Below are 16,532 nucleotides of genomic sequence, written 5' to 3'. Positions count from 1 at the left end.
GCCGTGCTGTTGGCAAAGTGCTCCAGCTCGCGGGTGTAGTGGTGCCGCTGTGCCACCACGAACATTGCAAACACGACCGCGCTGGCCAGAACCAGTGACAGCGGCAGCCACAACCGCAACCTGAAAACGCGCACAGGGCGCACAGGGCGCAAGGTGCTCTGGGGCGCGCTCATCGGGTGTTGCCGCGCACAAAGCGGTCGTCAATGAGCGACGCCGCATCCACAGCGCGGTGCAGCAGGCCCTGTTCACGCATGTTGGCAGCCAGGCGCTGCGCTGAGTTGGCCAGCCGGGCATTGGGCCCGCTCAGCAAGGTGCGGTTGGCGGCTGCGTCGGGCAGCTCGATGCCACCCAGTGCCGCATCCATCTCGGCAGGCGTCAGGCCCAGGCGCGGTGTCATGCGCTGCAGCGCGTCTTCCCGGGCAGTGGCCAGGTGCCCCAGTGCACGCTGGTGGGCTTGCAGCAGCTGTGCAATGTGTTGCGAACAGCAGTCCAGAGCCTCCTTGCGCGCCACCAGCACGTCCACGATTTCTCCGGGGATCTCGCGGCTGTCGAACAGGACCTTGGCACCGCTTCCGCGCAGCACCTGCAGCACCGGGTCAAACGTCACCAGCGCATCCACCCGCCCATCGCGCCAGGCCGAGAGGTGTTCATCCATTGGCAGGGGCACGACGGTGATGTCCGCGGATGCAAGCCCCGCCATGCGCAGGGCCGCCTGCAGCATGTAGGCTCCGACAGCGGTCTGCTCCACACCCACCTTGCTGCCGCGCAGGTCGCTCAGGTCGGCCAGGCCAGGGCGCACCACCAGTGCGTCGGCACCGCTGGATACATCCATCACCCACACCACTTTCAGCGCAATTCCCTCCTGGGCCAGCGTCAGGGCTTCGTCCAGTGTCAAACCGGCCATGCCCAACTGCCCCGTGCGCAGCGCATCCATGCTCTGGGTGGTGGACCCCAGCTCCACCAGCCGCACCGGCAGACCGTCGTGCAGGCCCAGGTCGCGCGCCAGGTACAGCGGCTCGTAACCCGTCCAGGTGTTGGTGCCCACTGCGAGTGGCGGGTCGTAGCGCGGGCCGCAGGCCGTCAACCATGCCGCACTACCTGCCAGGGCCAGGATGGCGCAGAACCTGCGCCACCCGATGCAGCGCGCCAGGGGGTCTGCGGGAAGGTGCACAGAGGGTGGCATGGCCAGAATGGTAAGCGAGTGTGACGAAGTGTGTGCACCCCGCATGCGATCAGCCGGGAGGGGGCTTGCCCGGCCCCGAACGGAAATCTGGGATGATCCGGGATTGTCCTTCCCGCCCTGCAGCAGCGCCTGCCGCTTGATTGCCCAGACCATGTCCGTCGATTCTTCGCCTGCCTCCCCCGCTTCTGATTCCTCTCCCGCATCTTCGGATGCTATTGCTGCTGCCGGTGCTCCCCGTGATCCCCGTGCACGCCGAGGCGGTCGGCGAAAGCCGGCGCACGAGGTGGGCAACGGCGCCAAGGCGGGCCCTGCGGCCGGTGCCGCCCCGTCGCAGTCCAAGGCGCCGCACCCTGTTCTGGAGCAACTTGCCGGCTTTTACCCGCACCTGTTCGGCGCGGTGTTCCGCCCGCTCAAGCGGGGCATCTTTCAAGACCTGCTGGCCGCCCACCCGGACGTCTTCGAGCGTGATGCGCTGAAGGTTGCGCTGGGCCTGCACACCCGCTCCACCCGCTACCTGCAAAGCGTGGCCGCGGGTGACAAGCGCCACGACCTGCAAGGCGAGCCAGTGGAAGACATGGCGCCCGAACACGTGCACCACGCGCTGCTGGAGGTCTATCGCCGCCGCAAAGCCCGCAGCACGGAAGACCTGCTGCCCAAGCTGCGCAACCGCATGATCGCGGCGTTTGAAGCCTCGGGCCTCACGCGCGAGGCGTACACCGAGCTTGTGCACGGCCGCGACGACGCCGCCAACGCCCTCCTGGAGGAGGCTTTTGCCGAATGGTCTGCCCGCAACGCCAAGGACGAAGCCCTGCTGCGCGCCTTTGAAGCCAGCGGCCAGACGCTGGAAGCCTTTGCCGACATGTACGGCATGGTGGCCCGCACCGTGGGCCAGCAGCTCGAGCGCGCACGCCGGCGCCAGGCTGCGCAAGCGCAGGCAGCGGCTGCTGCAACCACCGAACCCGCCCAGTAGCCCAGCACCCGCTGCCCTGCGGGACGGTGTGGGCCACAGGCGACACCGCGCAAGCCGTGCCAGGCTGCTGACACCAGGTTGTCAGCAGCACGGCGCGAGCATCCCTCTCCCGGTCCCCCAAACAGAGAGAGAAAGCGAAACGCCCATGCACACGTCCACCGCCACTGCCTTCCCCCGGCCGAACTTGCTGCCGAGTCCGCGTCCGGCCCCCACACTGTTCACATCGACGCCTTCCAGGTCACCGGCCTGTCTGTGCGCACCCGCAACAGTGACGAGAACGACCCCGCCACCGCCCGCATCGGCGCCCTATGGGACCGGTTTTTCAGCCACAGCTGGGAGCGCCACCTGCCCGCCGCCGGCCATGACGGGCGCCTCTTCGGCGTCTACAGCGCGTACGAGTCCGACGCCCACGGCGCTTTCGACGTCACCGTGGGCGTGGCCACCGACCCCGGCGCAGGCGCGGCGGGCGATGTGGGCGGCGAAAAGATCCGCATAACGCCCGTGTTGGCCGGCACCTACCTGGTGTTCACCAGCGCGGGCCCCATGCCGCAGATGGTGATCGACACCTGGGGCGCCATCTGGGCCTACTTTGCGCGCAATCCCCAGGTGCAGCGGCGGTTTGGCACTGATTTCGAGGCCTACAGCGGCCCCGACCAGGTGGCCATTCACATCGGCATCGTGGGCGATGCGAGCTGTTGCATGCAGCAAAGCGCTGCCACCACGGAGCCCCCTGTGCATAGCAGGCAACTCATGCAAAAATGATAGCTGCCAGCGCTTGATGGACAAGCGCTGGCGCCAAAAAACACCAAAAGTCTCACCTCCCCACCATGCGCCGCGCTGACCGCCTGTTTCAGATCGTGCAGCTCATCCGCGGGCGGCGCCTGTCCACAGCCGCCTTCCTGGCCGAGCGGCTGGAGGTGTCGGCCCGCACCATCTACCGCGACGTGGCCGACCTGCAGCACCAGGGCGTGCCCATCGAAGGCGAGGCCGGCGTGGGCTACCGCCTGGGCGCCGGCTTCGACCTGCCGCCCCTCATGTTCAGCCAGGGCGAGGCCAACGCGCTGGTCGCCGCCGCCCGCCTGGCCCAGGCCTGGCTGGACACCGGCCTGGCGCGCGAGGTGGAAGGCGCCCTGGGCAAGATCCTGTCCGTGCTGCCCCCCGCCGCCCGCGTGGCCGCCGAGGCGCAGGCGCTCTACGCCCCCGCCGTGGGTCTGGGCCCCCGCGCGCTCACCACCCTGCAAGCCCTGCGCGAGGCCGTGCACACGCGCAACATGGTGCACATTGATTACGCTGACGTGCAGGGCCGCCCCACCCAGCGCCGCCTGCGGCCTCTGGGCTGCTTTTACTGGGGCAAGGTCTGGACCCTGTCGGCCTGGTGCGAACTGCGCGGGGACTTCCGGGGCTTTCGCATCGACCGCATCGTGGACCTGGTGGTGCTGGAAGAACACTTCCAGCCCGAGCCCGGCAAGACCCTGGCCGACCTGCTGCGCAAGGTGGAGGCGGAGATGGTCGGGCGAGGTACGCTCCCTCAGGAGGCGTCGCGCTGCCGATGACATGCTGTGTGTTCACCTTATCAGAGAGACTTCGTCGTCAGACTGGCCCATCTGATAGAGCTACCGGGCCGCGATGCGCACGTTGAGAACGCGGGTCGGGTGCTCGATCATGGTGTCAGCGCCGCCTCAATGTCCCCCGCCAGTTTCTTGGGCGCATCCTGCGGTGCGTAGCGTCGGATGACGCGGCCATCCTTGCCGACGAGGAACTTCGTGAAGTTCCACTTGATGGCCTTGCTGCCCAGCAAACCAGGGGCTTCGGCGGAGAGCCATTTGTACAGCGGCGAGGCGTCGGCCCCGTTGACGTCGATCTTGGCCATCATGGGAAAGCTCACGCCATAGTTCAGCTGGCAGAAGCTGGCGATCTCGTCGTTGCTGCCGGGGTCCTGGCTGCCGAACTGGTTGCAGGGGAAGCCCAGCACCACCAGCCCCTTGTCGGCGTACTGCTTGTGCAGCTCTTCCAGCCCACCGAATTGTGGCGTGAAGCCGCAGGCGCTGGCAGTGTTCACGATGAGCAGCACCTTGTCCTTGTACTGCGACAGGGGCACGGTTTGCCCGTTCATCTGCTGGGCTTCAAAGTCGTAGATGCTGGTGGGCATGATGAAAAACTCCTGGTTGGGATGACGCGCCATCGTAGCGGCTGCGCTCCCAGTTAGTGCGCGGCACCACCGGGTCGGCGAAACTGCAGTGCGGCGAGCAGCGATGCCAGCAGGATCATCCCGCCGCCCAGCACGGTGCGCGTGCTCAGGGTGGATGCACCCAGCAGGGCCGATGACACGCTGGCGAACATCACCTCCGACAGCATGACGAGCGCCGTGGTGCCCGCGGCCAGGCGTGCGGCGCCAAACTGCAACGCCCAGTTGCCCAGCATCAGCAAACCGGCCAGCAGCAGGCCGGTGACCACCCAGGTGCTGTTGGGCGCCGGAAACGGCTCCACCACTCCCAACTGCAGCCCGACGCCGGCCGCCACCAGTGCCATGAGCGTGCAGCCGCCGAACATGGTGACCATGCGGGCCGGCCCCGGCACGGCGTGCAGGCGGCGCAGCGTAACATTGGTGAGTGCAAACATGAATCCGCCCAGCAGGGCCAGGCCGTCGGCCAGGCTCAGGTTCTGCAGCAGGCGCGCGGCGGGCGCGGCCTCGGGCAGCAGCACCAGCACCACGCCCGCAAAGGCCAGCGCCAGGCGCAGCAGTGCCGCCGGCGTGGGTCGCTCGCCCAGAATGCGCCAGGCCAGCAGCACGGCCCAGGCGGGCATCAGATAGAACAGCAGGATCACGCGCACCACGTCGCCAATGGTCACTGCCCAGTTGAAGGCCACGTTGTTCAGCCCCGAAGCCAGCGCCAGCAGCCACAGCTGCGGGTGCGCGCGCATCTGCTGCAAGATGCCCGGCCGCCAGGCCAGCAACGCCACCAGCACCACGGCATACATGCAGGCCGTGGCCCACAGCGGATGCAGCCCCGCCTGGTACATGCGCTGAAACGGCCACCACGCCAGGCCCCAGACGAAAGCATTGAACAGCAGGGCGGCAAAGGGCAGAGGAGAATGCATTGAGAGTGAAAACAGGCTCTAGCGCTTGATGGATGAGCGCCAATAGCTATCAATTGTGTAGCAAATAGTTCCATGCAGCACAGCCATTAAAACTGGCACGCTCCCCTACCAGTGCACACGTGGAACTGGCTCTGCCAGGCCACGGGGTGCGTCCACCTCCCGCGCAGCGAGAGAGGGGGAAGGCGCGCAGCGCCTCAGGGGGAGCCTTCCGTGATTCCGGGCCACCGGGTGCGTCCCCCTCCGGGGGAAGCGGCGGAGCCGCACAGGGGGGCCTCGCAATCAGAAGTCAGTGGTGCGTATCGTGCCGCGCAATGTGCAGCAGGTGGTTCACTTCGTCGCGGTAGTGGATGCAGTTGCGCTGGTGCCAGCGACGGATGATCCACATGATGCCCGCCACCACGAGCCCGAAGGTGATGATCGCGCCAAACACCGACAGGCCCAGCTTGAGCGACAGGCTGTAGAACGCGCCCAGGCCCAGGATGCAGGCCTGCTCATTGAAGTTCTGCACCGCAATCGAGCGGCCCGCGCCCATCAGGTTGTGGCCCCTGTGCTGCAGCAGCGCGTTCATCGGCACCACCAGGTAACCCCCCAGGCCACCGAGCAGGATGAGGAAGGGAATGGCCACCCAGATGTTGCTGATGAACACCATCAGGATCAGCAACAGCCCCATGCCGATGCCCAGCGGAATCACCTTGGTGGCCATGTCCAGCCGCATGCGCATGGATGCCACCACCGCCCCCACGGCCGTACCGATGGCCACCACACCGGTGAGGGCCGATGCCTGCGTGGTGTTGTAGCCCAGCGCTGCAGAGGCCCAGGCCAGCACGATGAACTTGAGGTTGCCACCGGCGCCCCAGAACAGCGTGGTGGTGGCCAGCGAAATCTGGCCCAGCTTGTCGCGCCACAGGCGGCCATTGCAGGCCCAGAAATCTGGCAGCAGGCTCAGCGCGTTGGACAGCACGGAGCGCGACGCATCAGCGCGCAGCGGGCGCATTTCCACACCGGTGTGGGGGATGCGGGTGTTGAACCAGGCGGCCACGGCGTAGACCACGATCAGCGCGGCGATGGCGGCCTCTGCCGCGGTGTCCACACCGGTGTCGAGCCCCGGGACATCAATGCTCAGCAGCAGCGCCGACAGCTGCAGGCCCACCAGCTGCCCGCCCAGCAGCACCCCCAGAATGATCGAGGCAATGGTGAGCCCCTCGATCCAGCCGTTGGCCTTGACCAGCTGCGATGCCGGTAACAGTTCGGTGAGGATGCCGTACTTGGCGGGCGAGTAGGCTGCAGCGCCCAGCCCCACCACGGCATACGCAATGAGCGGGTGCGAGCCGAACAGCATCATCAGGCAGCCCACCACCTTGATGGCGTTGCTGACAAACATGACCTTGCCCTTGGGCAGCGCATCGGCAAATGCGCCCACGAAGGGCGCCAGCACCACATAGAACAGGGCAAACATGGGCACCAGGGCGGCGCGCTGCCACTCGGGGGCGCCTTCTGTGCGCAGAAGCTCCACGGCGGCCACGAAAAGTGCGTTGTCGGCCAGCGAGCTGAAAAACTGCGCCGACATGATGGTGTAAAAACCGCGCTTCATCGAATGGCTGGAGGCTGCATCAGTTCGGCTGATGCGCTGTTAAATATGGATACGCTCGCTAGTGACGGACGGTTATATCACGCGGATAAACGGCCGCAGTGCCAGAATCCTGCGCGTATTCCCCGGTAAACCGCCCGTTTGCACCTGGTTCTTTTCCATGCCCCGTCCTGTCCACGCCACCATCCACACCACCGCACTGCACCACAACCTGATGCGCGCGCGCCGGTCCGCGCCGGACGCCAGGGTCTGGGCCGTCGTCAAGGCCAACGCCTACGGCCATGGCATCGAGCGGGTGTACGAAGGCCTGCGAGGTGCCGACGGCTTTGCGCTGCTGGACCTGGCCGAGGCCGAACGCGTGCGCCAACTGGGCTGGCGCGGGCCGATCCTGCTGCTGGAAGGCGTGTTCGAGCCCCGCGATCTGGAGCTGTGTTCCCGCCTGGGGCTGTGGCACGCCGTGCACTGCGACGAGCAGATCGACATGCTGGCGTCGCACAAGACCCAGGTGCCGCACCGGGTTTTCCTCAAGATGAACTCGGGCATGAACCGCCTGGGTTTCACGCCCCAGCGCTACCGCGCGGCGTGGGCGCGGCTCAATGCGCTGCCGCAGGTGGACGAGATCTCGTTCATGACCCACTTCAGCGACGCGGACGGCCCCCGGGGCGTGGCCCACCAGATCGAGGTGTTCAATGGGGTGACGCAGGACCTGCCCGGTGAGCGCAGCGTGTCCAACAGCGCCGCCACGCTGCGCCACCATGCCGATGCGCGCCTGCGCTCCGACTGGGTGCGCGCCGGGATCGTGCTGTACGGCAGCGCCCCGGATTTCCCCGAAAACGATGCGGACCACTGGGCCCTGCAGTCCACGATGACGCTGGCCACCCGCCTGCTGGCCGTGCAGCAGCTGCAGGCGGGCGACACGGTCGGCTATGGCTCGCGCTTTACGGCCGAAGGGCCGATGACCATCGGGGTCGCAGCCTGCGGCTATGCCGACGGCTACCCGCGCCATTGCGACACCGGCACCCCGGTGCTGGTCAACGGGGTGCGCACCCGGCTGGTGGGCCGCGTGAGCATGGACATGGTCACCGTGGACCTGACGCCACTGCAGCAGGCGGGTGTGGACGTGGGCTTTGGCAGCGAGGTCACGCTCTGGGGGCGGGCCAGCAATGGTGTGGTGCTGCCCGTCGACGAGGTGGCGCAGGCGGCGGGCACGGTGGGGTACGAGCTGATGTGCGCGCTGGCGCCGCGCGTGCCTGTGGCGGTGGATGCGCCTGCCTGAAACGCCTGGAAGTTCACGGTCTGGCAACCCCGGGGGATCGCGCAGGGAGCCCTGCGCCGTGCCCGTGGTGTGAAATGTGCGCATTCACAGTCCTTCACGCTTTTTTGCCAGCGCTCCCTCCATGGCCACGACCCCTGACAAACGCAATCGAAACAGCAACAGTACCCACAGCACCGCAAAGAACAGCCGCAACCGCGAGGCGCAACGCAGCTCCAGCTGGCGATCGGTGCGCATGCCGCACCACGGCACCGTGGCGCGCACCCTGCAGCAGCGCTATAGCCTGCGCTGGCACGGGCTGCTCATTGGCAGCTTCACGCTGCTGATCATGTGGTCCACCTCCCATGTGCAGATGCTGCTGGGGGTGGAGTCGCTGGCGCTGCGGTACCTGGCCACGCTTTCGGTGGGATACCTGGGGTATCTGCTGGTGCTGCGGGCCTGGGCGGCGAGGCTGGTGCGTGAGGGCCGAAACGCGGGCAAGTCCGGTGACAGCCAGGGCGACGTGAGCCTCGACCTGCCGGACCTGCCCTGGCCGCGCGGCGGGTCGCCGGGGGGTGGCGGCCAGATGCCGCTGCCGCGCACCGGCGGTGGCGACTTTGGTGGGGGCGGCGCGACGGGCGATTTTGGCGGCGGGTGGGTGCAGGGGCTTTCCGGCAGTGGTTCGGGCAGCGAGACCGGCGTGCTCGGGGATGTGGCGGGCAGCGCCGCGGAGGCCATTGGCAGCGCCGACGATGGAGCCATCGTGGTCGTGCCGGTGGTGGCCATCTTTCTCATCGGTGCGGCACTCATCTTTGGCGCGGGCTCGCTGGCCATGCTTTTCTTTGGCTGGGATGTGCTGCTCACCGTGGCCGTGGAGCTGGCTTTTTCGGTGGCCACGGCGCGCGCTGCGGTGGGTGTGGAGCGCGAGGGTTGGCTGATGGCCGCGGTGCGGCTCACCTGGAAACCGCTGCTGGGTGCGCTGATCTGTGCCGTGGTGCTGGGGGCCACGCTCGACCATTTCCTGCCGGGTGTGCAGTCGCTGCCGCAGGCGGTGCGCTTTCTGTCAGCCCCGTAGGGCGGCGGCCGAGGCGTGCCGCACGGCCTCGGTCATGTGGTGCAGCGCCTGCACGTTCAGGCGCCAATACTGCCAGTACAGCGGCACATCCACGGGTTTTCCGGGAATCAATTCCGCAAGGGTGGCGCGCTGCAGGTCGTTGTCCGCAAGGGGGTCGGGGACCATGCCCCAGCCCAGGCCCGCACGCGCCGCCATCACAAAGGCATGCGCCTCGGGCAACCAGTGCACGGGTGGTGCGATCTTGCGGCGCGTGATGCGCCCCACAAACCGTGCCTGCAGGGCGTCCTTGCGGTTGAAGACCAGCATGGGCGCCTGCGCGAGCGCGGCGGCATTCACGCCCTGGGCGAAGTGGCGTTGCATGAACGCAGGGCTTGCCAGCGCCCGGTAGCGCAGCGTGCCCAGCGGCAGCACCTTGCAGCCCTGTACGGCCTGCGGGTCGGCCGTGACGGCGGCCATCACGCGGCCTTCGCGCAGCAGGTTGGCCGAGTGGTCCTGGTCTTCCACATGGATGTCGAAGGTGATGCTCTGGCCTTCGGCCGCCTGGGCCATGGCGTGGGGGAACCAGGTGGCCAGCGAGTCGGCGTTCACCCCGATGGCCAGGCGCGTGCAGGTGTGCTGCCCGCCGCCGAGCGTGGCCAGCGCGTCGGCCTCGCTCAGCGCAATTTCGCGGGCGTGCCGGTACAGCGCCTGCCCCGCCTCGGTGGCCGTGCAGGGCGTGGCGCGCCGCACCAGCACCTGGCCCACACGCTCTTCCAGCAGCTTCACGCGCTGCGACACCGCCGAGCGCGTGACGTGCAGCACGGCGGCGGCGCGCTCAAAGCTGCCCTCGTCGATCACCGTGGCAAAGGCGTTGAGCTGGGCGGAGTCAAGAAGCATGTGGCGTTAGAAATACTGACGGATCGTTAAAAAGTATAGCTGGCGCCACCCACCGTGCCGTGCCCACAATGCGTGCCCATGAGCACCACTGCGTTTTTACATGGGTTCACCTCCACCGCCATTCTGATCATGGCCATCGGCGCACAGAACGCGTTTGTGCTGCGCCAGGGCCTGCGGCGCGAGCATGTGCTGCCCGTGGTGCTGGTGTGCGCGCTGTCTGATGCGGTGCTGCTGCAGGTGGGCGTGTGGGGCATGGGCGGGGTGCTGCTGGCGCGGCCCGAGTGGGCGCAGCTCATGCGCTGGGCGGGCGCGCTGTTTCTGCTGGCGTATGCCGTGCAGACGGCGGCGCGCGTGCTGCGCCCCGGCCAGCTCCTGGTGACTGCTGGCGGTCCCGGGGCCAGCCTGCGCACCACGCTCGCCACCGTGATGGCGCTGACCTGGCTCAACCCGCATGTCTACCTCGACACCGTGGTGCTGCTGGGCACCATGGCCACGCCCTATCCCGCCCTGGGCCGCGCGACGTTTGCAGCGGGCGGCGCATTGGCCAGCGCGTTGTGGTTTACAGGGCTGGGGCTGGGCGCGCGCTGGCTGGCACCGCTGTTTGCCACCCCGCGTGCCTGGCGTGTGCTTGACGCGGTGACGGCCACCACCATGCTGGTGCTGGCAGGGGTGATGGCTCTAAGCTAAGAAGAATAAGTTCGTTTTCTAAAAGCGCCGCTTGGGGGATAGTCTGACCATTCAGCATTAATTGGCGTTTTTGCCTATCCTCCCGTCCATGCGCTTCAAACACCTTCTCCTGGCCGCCGCCGTTGTTGCGGCCCTGCCCCTGGCCGTACAGTCCGCCACCTTCCGCTGGTCCCGCTCGGTGGACATTTCCACCTGGGACATCCACACCCAGAACGTGGGTGTGAACAACACCATGCACGGCGCGGTGTACGACACGCTGGTGGAATACAACAGCAAGACCTTCAAGCCCGAGCCCTCGCTCGCCACCGAGTGGAAGCTGATCAAGCCCACGCAGCTGCGCCTGACCTTGCGCAAGGGCGTGAAGTTCAGCGACGGCAGCGAGTTCACGGCCGACGACGCCAAGTTCTCGCTGGAGCGGGCCAAGGCCAAAAGCTCCAACTTCGCTGTCTATACCCAGGGCATTGACCGTGTGGAAAAGGTCGATGCCTACACCATCGACATCCACTCCGACCTGCCCAACCCGGTGCTGGTGAACCAGCTGACCGAGCTGCGCATCATGAGCAAGGCCTGGGCCGAAAAGAACAAATCGGTCGAGCCCAAGGACATCAAGACCAAGGACGAAACGTACGCCCACCGCAATGCGCTGGGCACCGGCCCCTACCAGCTCAAGCAGTGGACGCCTGACCAGCGCGTGGTGCTGGAGCCCAACCCGAACTGGTGGGGCAAGGGCAAGTACCCCACCAACCTGACCGAGATCGTCTACACCCCCATCAAGGCCGACGCCACGCGCACGGCCGCCCTGCTGTCGGGTGAGGTGGACTTCGTGATCGACCCCAGCCTGCAGGACCTGGCGCGCATCAAGCAGACGCCCAACCTGAAGGTGCTGGAAGGACCCGAGTACCGCACCATCTTTTTGGGCATGGACCAGTTCCGCGAGGAGCTGCCCGGCTCGGACGTGAAGGGCAAGAACCCGCTCAAGGACCAGCGCGTGCGCAAGGCGCTGTACCAGGCCATCGACATCCAGTCCATCCAGCGCGTGGTGATGCGCGGGCTGGCCCAGCCCACCGGTGCGCTGATCGCCAACCAGGTCAACGGCTGGACCAAGAAGGCCGACGTGCGCTACCCGTTTGACGCCAAGGCCGCCCAAAAGCTGCTGGCCGACGCGGGCTACCCCAACGGCTTCGAGGTGGACTTTGCCTGCAGCGCCGGCCGCTACATCAACGACGAGCAGCTGTGCCAGGCCATCACTTCGCAATGGGCCAAGGTGGGCGTGAAGGCCAAGCTGCGCTCGCTGCCGTTTGCCACCTACTTCCCGATGATCCAGCGCAACGAAGCCAGCATCTACCTGCTGGGCTGGGGTGTGCCTACGTTTGACGCGTTCTACAGCCTGCAGTCGCTGGTGCGCACGACGGGCGCGGGTGGGGATGGCAACTTCAACCTGGGCCGGTTCTCCGACCCGCAGATGGATGCGCTGATCGAGCGTGTGAAGAAGGAAACGGACACCGCCACGCGCAACGGCCTGATCGAGCAGGCGCTGATCAAGGAGCATGAACTGGTGTCGCACATCCCGCTGTACAACCAGGTGATTCCGTGGGCGGGCACCAAGAAGGTGGACATCATCCACCGCGCCGACAACCGCATCGACTGGCGGTATCTGAAGGTGAACTGATCCCGGTTGCCAACAAAAAGCCCCGGTGCTTTCAGTCAGAAGCGCCGGGGCTTTTTTGCGTCCGCAGGTGGCGTATCAGGCCAGTGCGCGATGCACGGCGGGGCGCTGCAGCATGCGCTGCGTGTGTGCAAACGCCTTCGGGAACTGGGCGATGTCCACGCCGTCGCTGTGCAGCCAGGTGCCGATGGTGAACAGGTAGCCGTCGGCCACGGTGTACTGTCCGCCCATCACCCAGGGGCCCTGGTCCGCCTGCGGCAGGTAGTGGCTTTCGATGAGGTGGAAGCACTCCGTCATGTTCTGCGGCACCTTGCGCTGCATGGCCGCCTGGGCCTCTGGCTCGTCGGCCCAGCGGCTGGCGCGGGGGCGGTGGGCATGGGCGATGTGCACGGTGGACGCAAGGTAGCTGTGGAACTCCTGCATCCGCGCAAAGCCATGGGCGTCGGCGGGTGCCAGGCGCGCCTCGGGAAAGCTCTGCGCCACATAGGCCAGCAGCGCCGGGGTTTCGGTCAGCGTGCCGTGCGGCGTGACCAGCGCGGGTACGCGGCCCTTGGGGTTTACCGCCAGGTATTCGGGCGTGCGTTGCTGGCCAGCGCCGAAGTCCACGCGCACCAGGTCGTAGGGGGCGCCCGCTTCTTCCAGAGCGATGCGCACGGCCTGAGCGCAGGTGCCAGGGGTGTAGTAAAGCGTGAGGTTGGACATTGGATAAATGCTACAAAAATACTAGCTGTTAGCGCATGATGGATAAGCGCTGGCGGCCAATTTGATTCAAACTTCAGTACAGGCGGCGTGTGCGGGCCATCAGCCGCACCAGGCCCAGCAGCGTATCTGTATGCGGAGTGGGTGTGTGGGTGATCTGCCCCAGCTCGCGCACGGCGCCCACCAGGGCGTCGATCTCCAGGGGCTTGTTCGCTTCCACGTCCTGCAGCATCGAGGTCTTGAACGCGCCCAGCTTGCGCGTGACGGCATGGCGGTCCTCGGGCTGCTGGTCGATCGGTAGGCCCAGCTTTTCGCCGATGGCCTTGGCTTCCAGCATCACCGCGCTCACAAAGCCGCGCACCAGGTCGTCGTCCAGGATGCGGTCGGTGGTGGCACCGGTGAGGGCGCTGATGGGGTTCATGGTCAGGTTGCCCCACAGCTTGAACCAGATGTCCTTCTGGATGCAGTCGCTCACCTCCACATCGATGCCGCCGCGCTGCAGCGTGTCTGCGAGGGCCTGCAGGCGCGGGCTGCGGCTGCCGTCCGGCTCGCCCACGATGAGGCGGTTGCCGAAGTGTTGCTTCACGAACCCTGGTGCCTCCAGCGAGCAGCTGGTGTGCACCACGCTGCCCACCACGTGGTGCGCCGGGATGGCCTGGGCAATCACGCCTCCTGCGTCCACCGATTCGAGGGCATGGCCCTGCGCCGCGCCGCCAAAGCCGTCGAGAAACCACCAGGGCACACCGTTCATGGCGGTGAGCACGATGGTGTTCGGCCCAATGAGCGGCGCCAAGGCGCGGGCCACGTCGGGCAGCCCCGGGGCCTTGACGGCGATGACCACCAGGTCTTGCACGCCGAGTGCTGCCGGGTCGCTGTGGGCGGTGACGGGCACCTGCGCCAGCGTGCCATCGGCGCGCCGCATGCGCAGCCCTTCGGCCTGCAGGGCGCGCAGTGTGTCGCCACGCGCCACCATGCTGACCGGGTTGTCCGCCTGCGCCAAGGCCACGCCCAGCCAGCCGCCGATGGCGCCAGCGCCGTAGATACATGCTTTCATGCTTATCTGTCCTTAAGGGTCTGGGTCTGATCGCAGGGCTGTTCAATACCCTGCGGGCCGCGCCGGGGCGGCGTTCTCGGCGCTGCGGTAGCGCGCCAGCAAGTCTTGCGCAGCGCTCACCAACAGCATGGTGTCCACACCCACGGCCACAAACAGCGCGCCTGCGGCCAGCCACTGGCGCGCCTGCGACTCGGTGGTGGCCAGAATGCCCGGCGCCTTGCCCGCACGCAGGATGCGCGCGATGCCGTCGTGGATGGCGGCCTGCACGTCAGGGTGCCCCGGGTTGCCGGGGTGGCCCATGGAGGCCGAGAGGTCCGCCGGGCCGATGAACACGCCGTCGACCCCGGGCGTCGCAGCAATCGCATCCAGGTTGGCCATGGCCTCCACCGTCTCGGCCTGCACCAGCAGGCAGATCTGCTGGTTGGCCTCGTGCACATACTGCGGGTACGCCTGCCAGCGCGACGAGCGGGCCAGCGCGCTGCCCATGCCGCGCACGCCTTCGGGTGCATAGCGCGTGGCGCGCACCAGCTGCCGGGCCTGCTCGGCGGTGTCCACCATGGGTACCAGCAGGGTCTGGGCGCCGATGTCCAGGTACTGCTTGATGAGGGCCGTGTCGCCCACCGGCACGCGCGCCACGGGGTGGGGCGCCTTCGCGCGGGGCGGCAGGGCGCTGGCGGCGCTGGCGATGGCCTGCAGCTGGTGCAGGATGGAGCGCAGGTCGTTGGGCGCATGTTCGCCATCAACCAGCAGCCAGTCGTAGCCGGTGCCCGCAAGCATTTCTGCGCTGTAGGCGTTGGCCAGCCCGAGCCACAGGCCGATCTGTGCCTGGCCCTGGGCCAGGGCCTGTTTGAAGGGGTTGTGAGGTGTCTGCAATCTGAGCTCCGTACGACATTGCCAAGCCCGCCATCGTACGGGCTGTTGCCAGCCCGCGTGGGCCTGGCCGCTATAGTCAGCTCCCCGGTTCCAGGGGCATCCAACCACATCTGACATGGCCAAAGACAAAACCACGTTCACCTGCACCGAATGCGGCGGCACCAGCCCGCGCTGGCTGGGCAAATGCCCGTCCTGCGGGGCCTGGAACACGCTGATCGAGCAGGTGGCCGAGGCCGGGCCGGGCAAGAACCGCCTGAGCACGCCGCAGGGCTACGCAGGCCTGGCCAACGCACAGCCCGTCCTTCCGCTGGCGGCCATCGAGGCCCAGGACGTGGCGCGCACCCCCAGCGGCATCGACGAGCTGGACCGGGTGCTGGGCGGCGGCATCGTGGAAGGCGGCGTGGTGCTCATTGGCGGTGACCCGGGCATTGGCAAATCGACCCTGCTGCTGCAGGCCATGGACGCGCTGCAGCGCGCAGGCCTGCCAACCTTGTACGTGACGGGTGAGGAGAGCGGCGCCCAGGTGGCGCTGCGCTCGCGGCGCCTGGGCATCGACGGCAGCCAGGTGCAGCTTCTGGCCGAAATCCAGCTCGAAAAGATTCTGGCCACGGTCGAGGCCACGCAGCCTGCCGTGGTGGTCATTGACTCCATCCAGACCACCTATTCCGACCAGCTCACCAGCGCGCCGGGCTCGGTGGCCCAGGTGCGCGAATGCGCGGCGCACCTTACGCGCATGGCCAAGGGCACGGGCATCGCGGTGATCCTGGTGGGCCATGTGACCAAGGAGGGCGCGCTGGCCGGCCCACGCGTGCTGGAGCACATGGTGGACACCGTGCTGTACTTCGAGGGCGACACGCACAGCCAGTTCCGCCTGGTGCGCGCCATCAAGAACCGCTTCGGCGCGGTGAATGAGATCGGCGTGTTCGCCATGACCGAAAAAGGCCTCAAGGGCGTGAGCAACCCGAGCGCCATCTTCCTGAGCCAGCACAGCGAGCCCGTGCCCGGCAGCTGCGTGATGGTGACGCTGGAGGGCACACGCCCGCTGCTGGTGGAGATCCAGGCGCTGGTGGACAGTGGCGGCCCCAGCCCCCGGCGCCTGTCGGTGGGCCTGGACAAGGACCGCCTGGCCATGCTGCTGGCGGTGCTGCACCGCCACGCGGGCGTGGCCTGCATGGACCAGGACGTGTTTGTGAACGCGGTGGGCGGCGTGCGCATCAGCGAGCCGGCGGCCGACCTGGCGGTGATGTTGTCCATCACCTCCAGCCTGCGCGGCAAGGCGCTGCCGCGCGGCTTTCTGGCGTTTGGCGAGGTGGGGCTGGCCGGTGAGGTGCGGCCCGCTCCCCGCGGCCAGGAGCGCCTGAAGGAAGCCGCCAAGCTCGGTTTCAGTGTGGCCGTGGTGCCCAAGGCCAATGCGCCCAAGAAACCCATTGAGGGGCTGACCATCCACGCGGTGGAGCGGGTGGAAGAAGCCATGAACGTGGTGCGGGGCTTGTAAGCAATGCCCACAGCC

At 67.4% G+C, this 16,532-nt stretch carries 16 protein-coding genes; 8 read left to right on the top strand and 8 right to left on the bottom strand.

The window, feature by feature from the left end; all coding sequences use genetic code 11:
• Window positions 1–169: 169 nt before the first annotated feature.
• The gene (locus tag KYG_RS04605) at window positions 170–1,183 is read right to left on the bottom strand and encodes an ABC transporter substrate-binding protein (RefSeq protein ID WP_160165338.1); all 1,014 of its coding nucleotides are present in this window, start codon (window positions 1,181–1,183) and stop codon (window positions 170–172) included.
• A gap of 151 nt (window positions 1,184–1,334) precedes the next feature.
• Between KYG_RS04605 and KYG_RS04600 the strand changes: the two genes are divergently transcribed.
• The 3 genes from KYG_RS04600 (at window position 1,335) to KYG_RS04590 (ending at window position 3,706) form a co-directional block, all read left to right on the top strand.
• The gene (locus KYG_RS04600) at window positions 1,335–2,153 is read left to right on the top strand and encodes a ProQ/FINO family protein (RefSeq protein WP_085942501.1); all 819 of its coding nucleotides are present in this window, start codon (window positions 1,335–1,337) and stop codon (window positions 2,151–2,153) included.
• A 222-nt stretch (window positions 2,154–2,375) separates the two neighbouring features.
• Window positions 2,376–2,915: a GyrI-like domain-containing protein gene (locus tag KYG_RS04595; RefSeq protein ID WP_085942505.1), complete on the top strand. Its 540-nt coding sequence runs from the start codon at window positions 2,376–2,378 to the stop codon at window positions 2,913–2,915.
• 65 nt (window positions 2,916–2,980) lie between these two features.
• A complete protein-coding gene (locus KYG_RS04590; protein WP_008903666.1) occupies window positions 2,981–3,706 on the top strand; it encodes a YafY family protein in 726 nt (241 codons plus the stop codon).
• 107 nt (window positions 3,707–3,813) lie between these two features.
• On the opposite strand, the gene KYG_RS04585 is transcribed toward KYG_RS04590, so the two are convergent.
• From KYG_RS04585 to lplT, 3 genes are all read right to left on the bottom strand, one after another.
• Window positions 3,814–4,302 (bottom strand): glutathione peroxidase, encoded by a 489-nt coding sequence (locus KYG_RS04585; RefSeq protein WP_008903665.1) that lies wholly within the window; start codon window positions 4,300–4,302, stop codon window positions 3,814–3,816.
• A 53-nt stretch (window positions 4,303–4,355) separates the two neighbouring features.
• Window positions 4,356–5,252, bottom strand: a complete 897-nt coding sequence (locus KYG_RS04580) for a DMT family transporter (protein WP_008903664.1) — start codon at window positions 5,250–5,252, stop codon at window positions 4,356–4,358.
• Between the two features lie 286 nt (window positions 5,253–5,538).
• The gene (gene lplT / locus KYG_RS04575; protein ID WP_008903663.1) at window positions 5,539–6,843 is read right to left on the bottom strand and encodes a lysophospholipid transporter LplT; all 1,305 of its coding nucleotides are present in this window, start codon (window positions 6,841–6,843) and stop codon (window positions 5,539–5,541) included.
• 157 nt (window positions 6,844–7,000) lie between these two features.
• Between lplT and alr the strand changes: the two genes are divergently transcribed.
• Complete coding sequence (gene alr, locus KYG_RS04570; RefSeq protein WP_008903662.1) at window positions 7,001–8,116, top strand: alanine racemase; 1,116 nt, start codon at window positions 7,001–7,003, stop codon at window positions 8,114–8,116.
• A 232-nt stretch (window positions 8,117–8,348) separates the two neighbouring features.
• Entirely contained in the window at window positions 8,349–9,167 is an 819-nt protein-coding gene (locus KYG_RS04565) for a hypothetical protein (RefSeq protein WP_008903660.1), read from the top strand.
• Here KYG_RS04565 and KYG_RS04560 read toward each other — a convergent pair.
• A complete protein-coding gene (locus KYG_RS04560) occupies window positions 9,156–10,043 on the bottom strand; it encodes a LysR family transcriptional regulator ArgP (protein WP_008903659.1) in 888 nt (295 codons plus the stop codon). The genes KYG_RS04565 and KYG_RS04560 overlap by 12 nt on opposite strands.
• 78 nt (window positions 10,044–10,121) lie before the next feature.
• Between KYG_RS04560 and KYG_RS04555 the strand changes: the two genes are divergently transcribed.
• Window positions 10,122–10,730: a LysE/ArgO family amino acid transporter gene (locus tag KYG_RS04555; protein WP_008903658.1), complete on the top strand. Its 609-nt coding sequence runs from the start codon at window positions 10,122–10,124 to the stop codon at window positions 10,728–10,730.
• Between the two features lie 88 nt (window positions 10,731–10,818).
• Window positions 10,819–12,399, top strand: coding sequence for an ABC transporter substrate-binding protein (locus tag KYG_RS04550; RefSeq protein ID WP_008903657.1), 1,581 nt, complete (start codon window positions 10,819–10,821; stop codon window positions 12,397–12,399).
• A 75-nt stretch (window positions 12,400–12,474) separates the two neighbouring features.
• Here KYG_RS04550 and KYG_RS04545 read toward each other — a convergent pair whose 3' ends face one another.
• The 3 genes from KYG_RS04545 to hpaI form a co-directional block, all read right to left on the bottom strand.
• Window positions 12,475–13,098 carry a glutathione S-transferase family protein gene (locus KYG_RS04545; protein WP_008903656.1) on the bottom strand — a complete coding sequence of 208 codons (624 nt, stop codon included), beginning with the start codon at window positions 13,096–13,098 and terminating at the stop codon, window positions 12,475–12,477.
• A gap of 73 nt (window positions 13,099–13,171) precedes the next feature.
• Window positions 13,172–14,149 carry a 2-dehydropantoate 2-reductase gene (locus tag KYG_RS04540; protein WP_008903655.1) on the bottom strand — a complete coding sequence of 326 codons (978 nt, stop codon included), beginning with the start codon at window positions 14,147–14,149 and terminating at the stop codon, window positions 13,172–13,174.
• 42 nt (window positions 14,150–14,191) lie between these two features.
• Window positions 14,192–15,022 (bottom strand): 4-hydroxy-2-oxoheptanedioate aldolase, encoded by an 831-nt coding sequence (gene hpaI / locus KYG_RS04535; protein ID WP_008903654.1) that lies wholly within the window; start codon window positions 15,020–15,022, stop codon window positions 14,192–14,194.
• A gap of 115 nt (window positions 15,023–15,137) precedes the next feature.
• Between hpaI and radA the strand changes: the two genes are divergently transcribed.
• Complete coding sequence (gene radA, locus KYG_RS04530) at window positions 15,138–16,517, top strand: DNA repair protein RadA (protein WP_008903653.1); 1,380 nt, start codon at window positions 15,138–15,140, stop codon at window positions 16,515–16,517.
• The last annotated feature ends 15 nt before the right edge of the window (window positions 16,518–16,532 follow it).

The sequence above is a fragment of the Acidovorax sp. NO-1 genome, from assembly GCF_000238595.1.
Classification (GTDB): Bacteria; Pseudomonadota; Gammaproteobacteria; order Burkholderiales; family Burkholderiaceae_C; genus Acidovorax.
The sequence above is the reverse complement of the archived record's forward strand: the minus strand, read 5'-3'. Positions and strand labels throughout refer to the sequence as shown.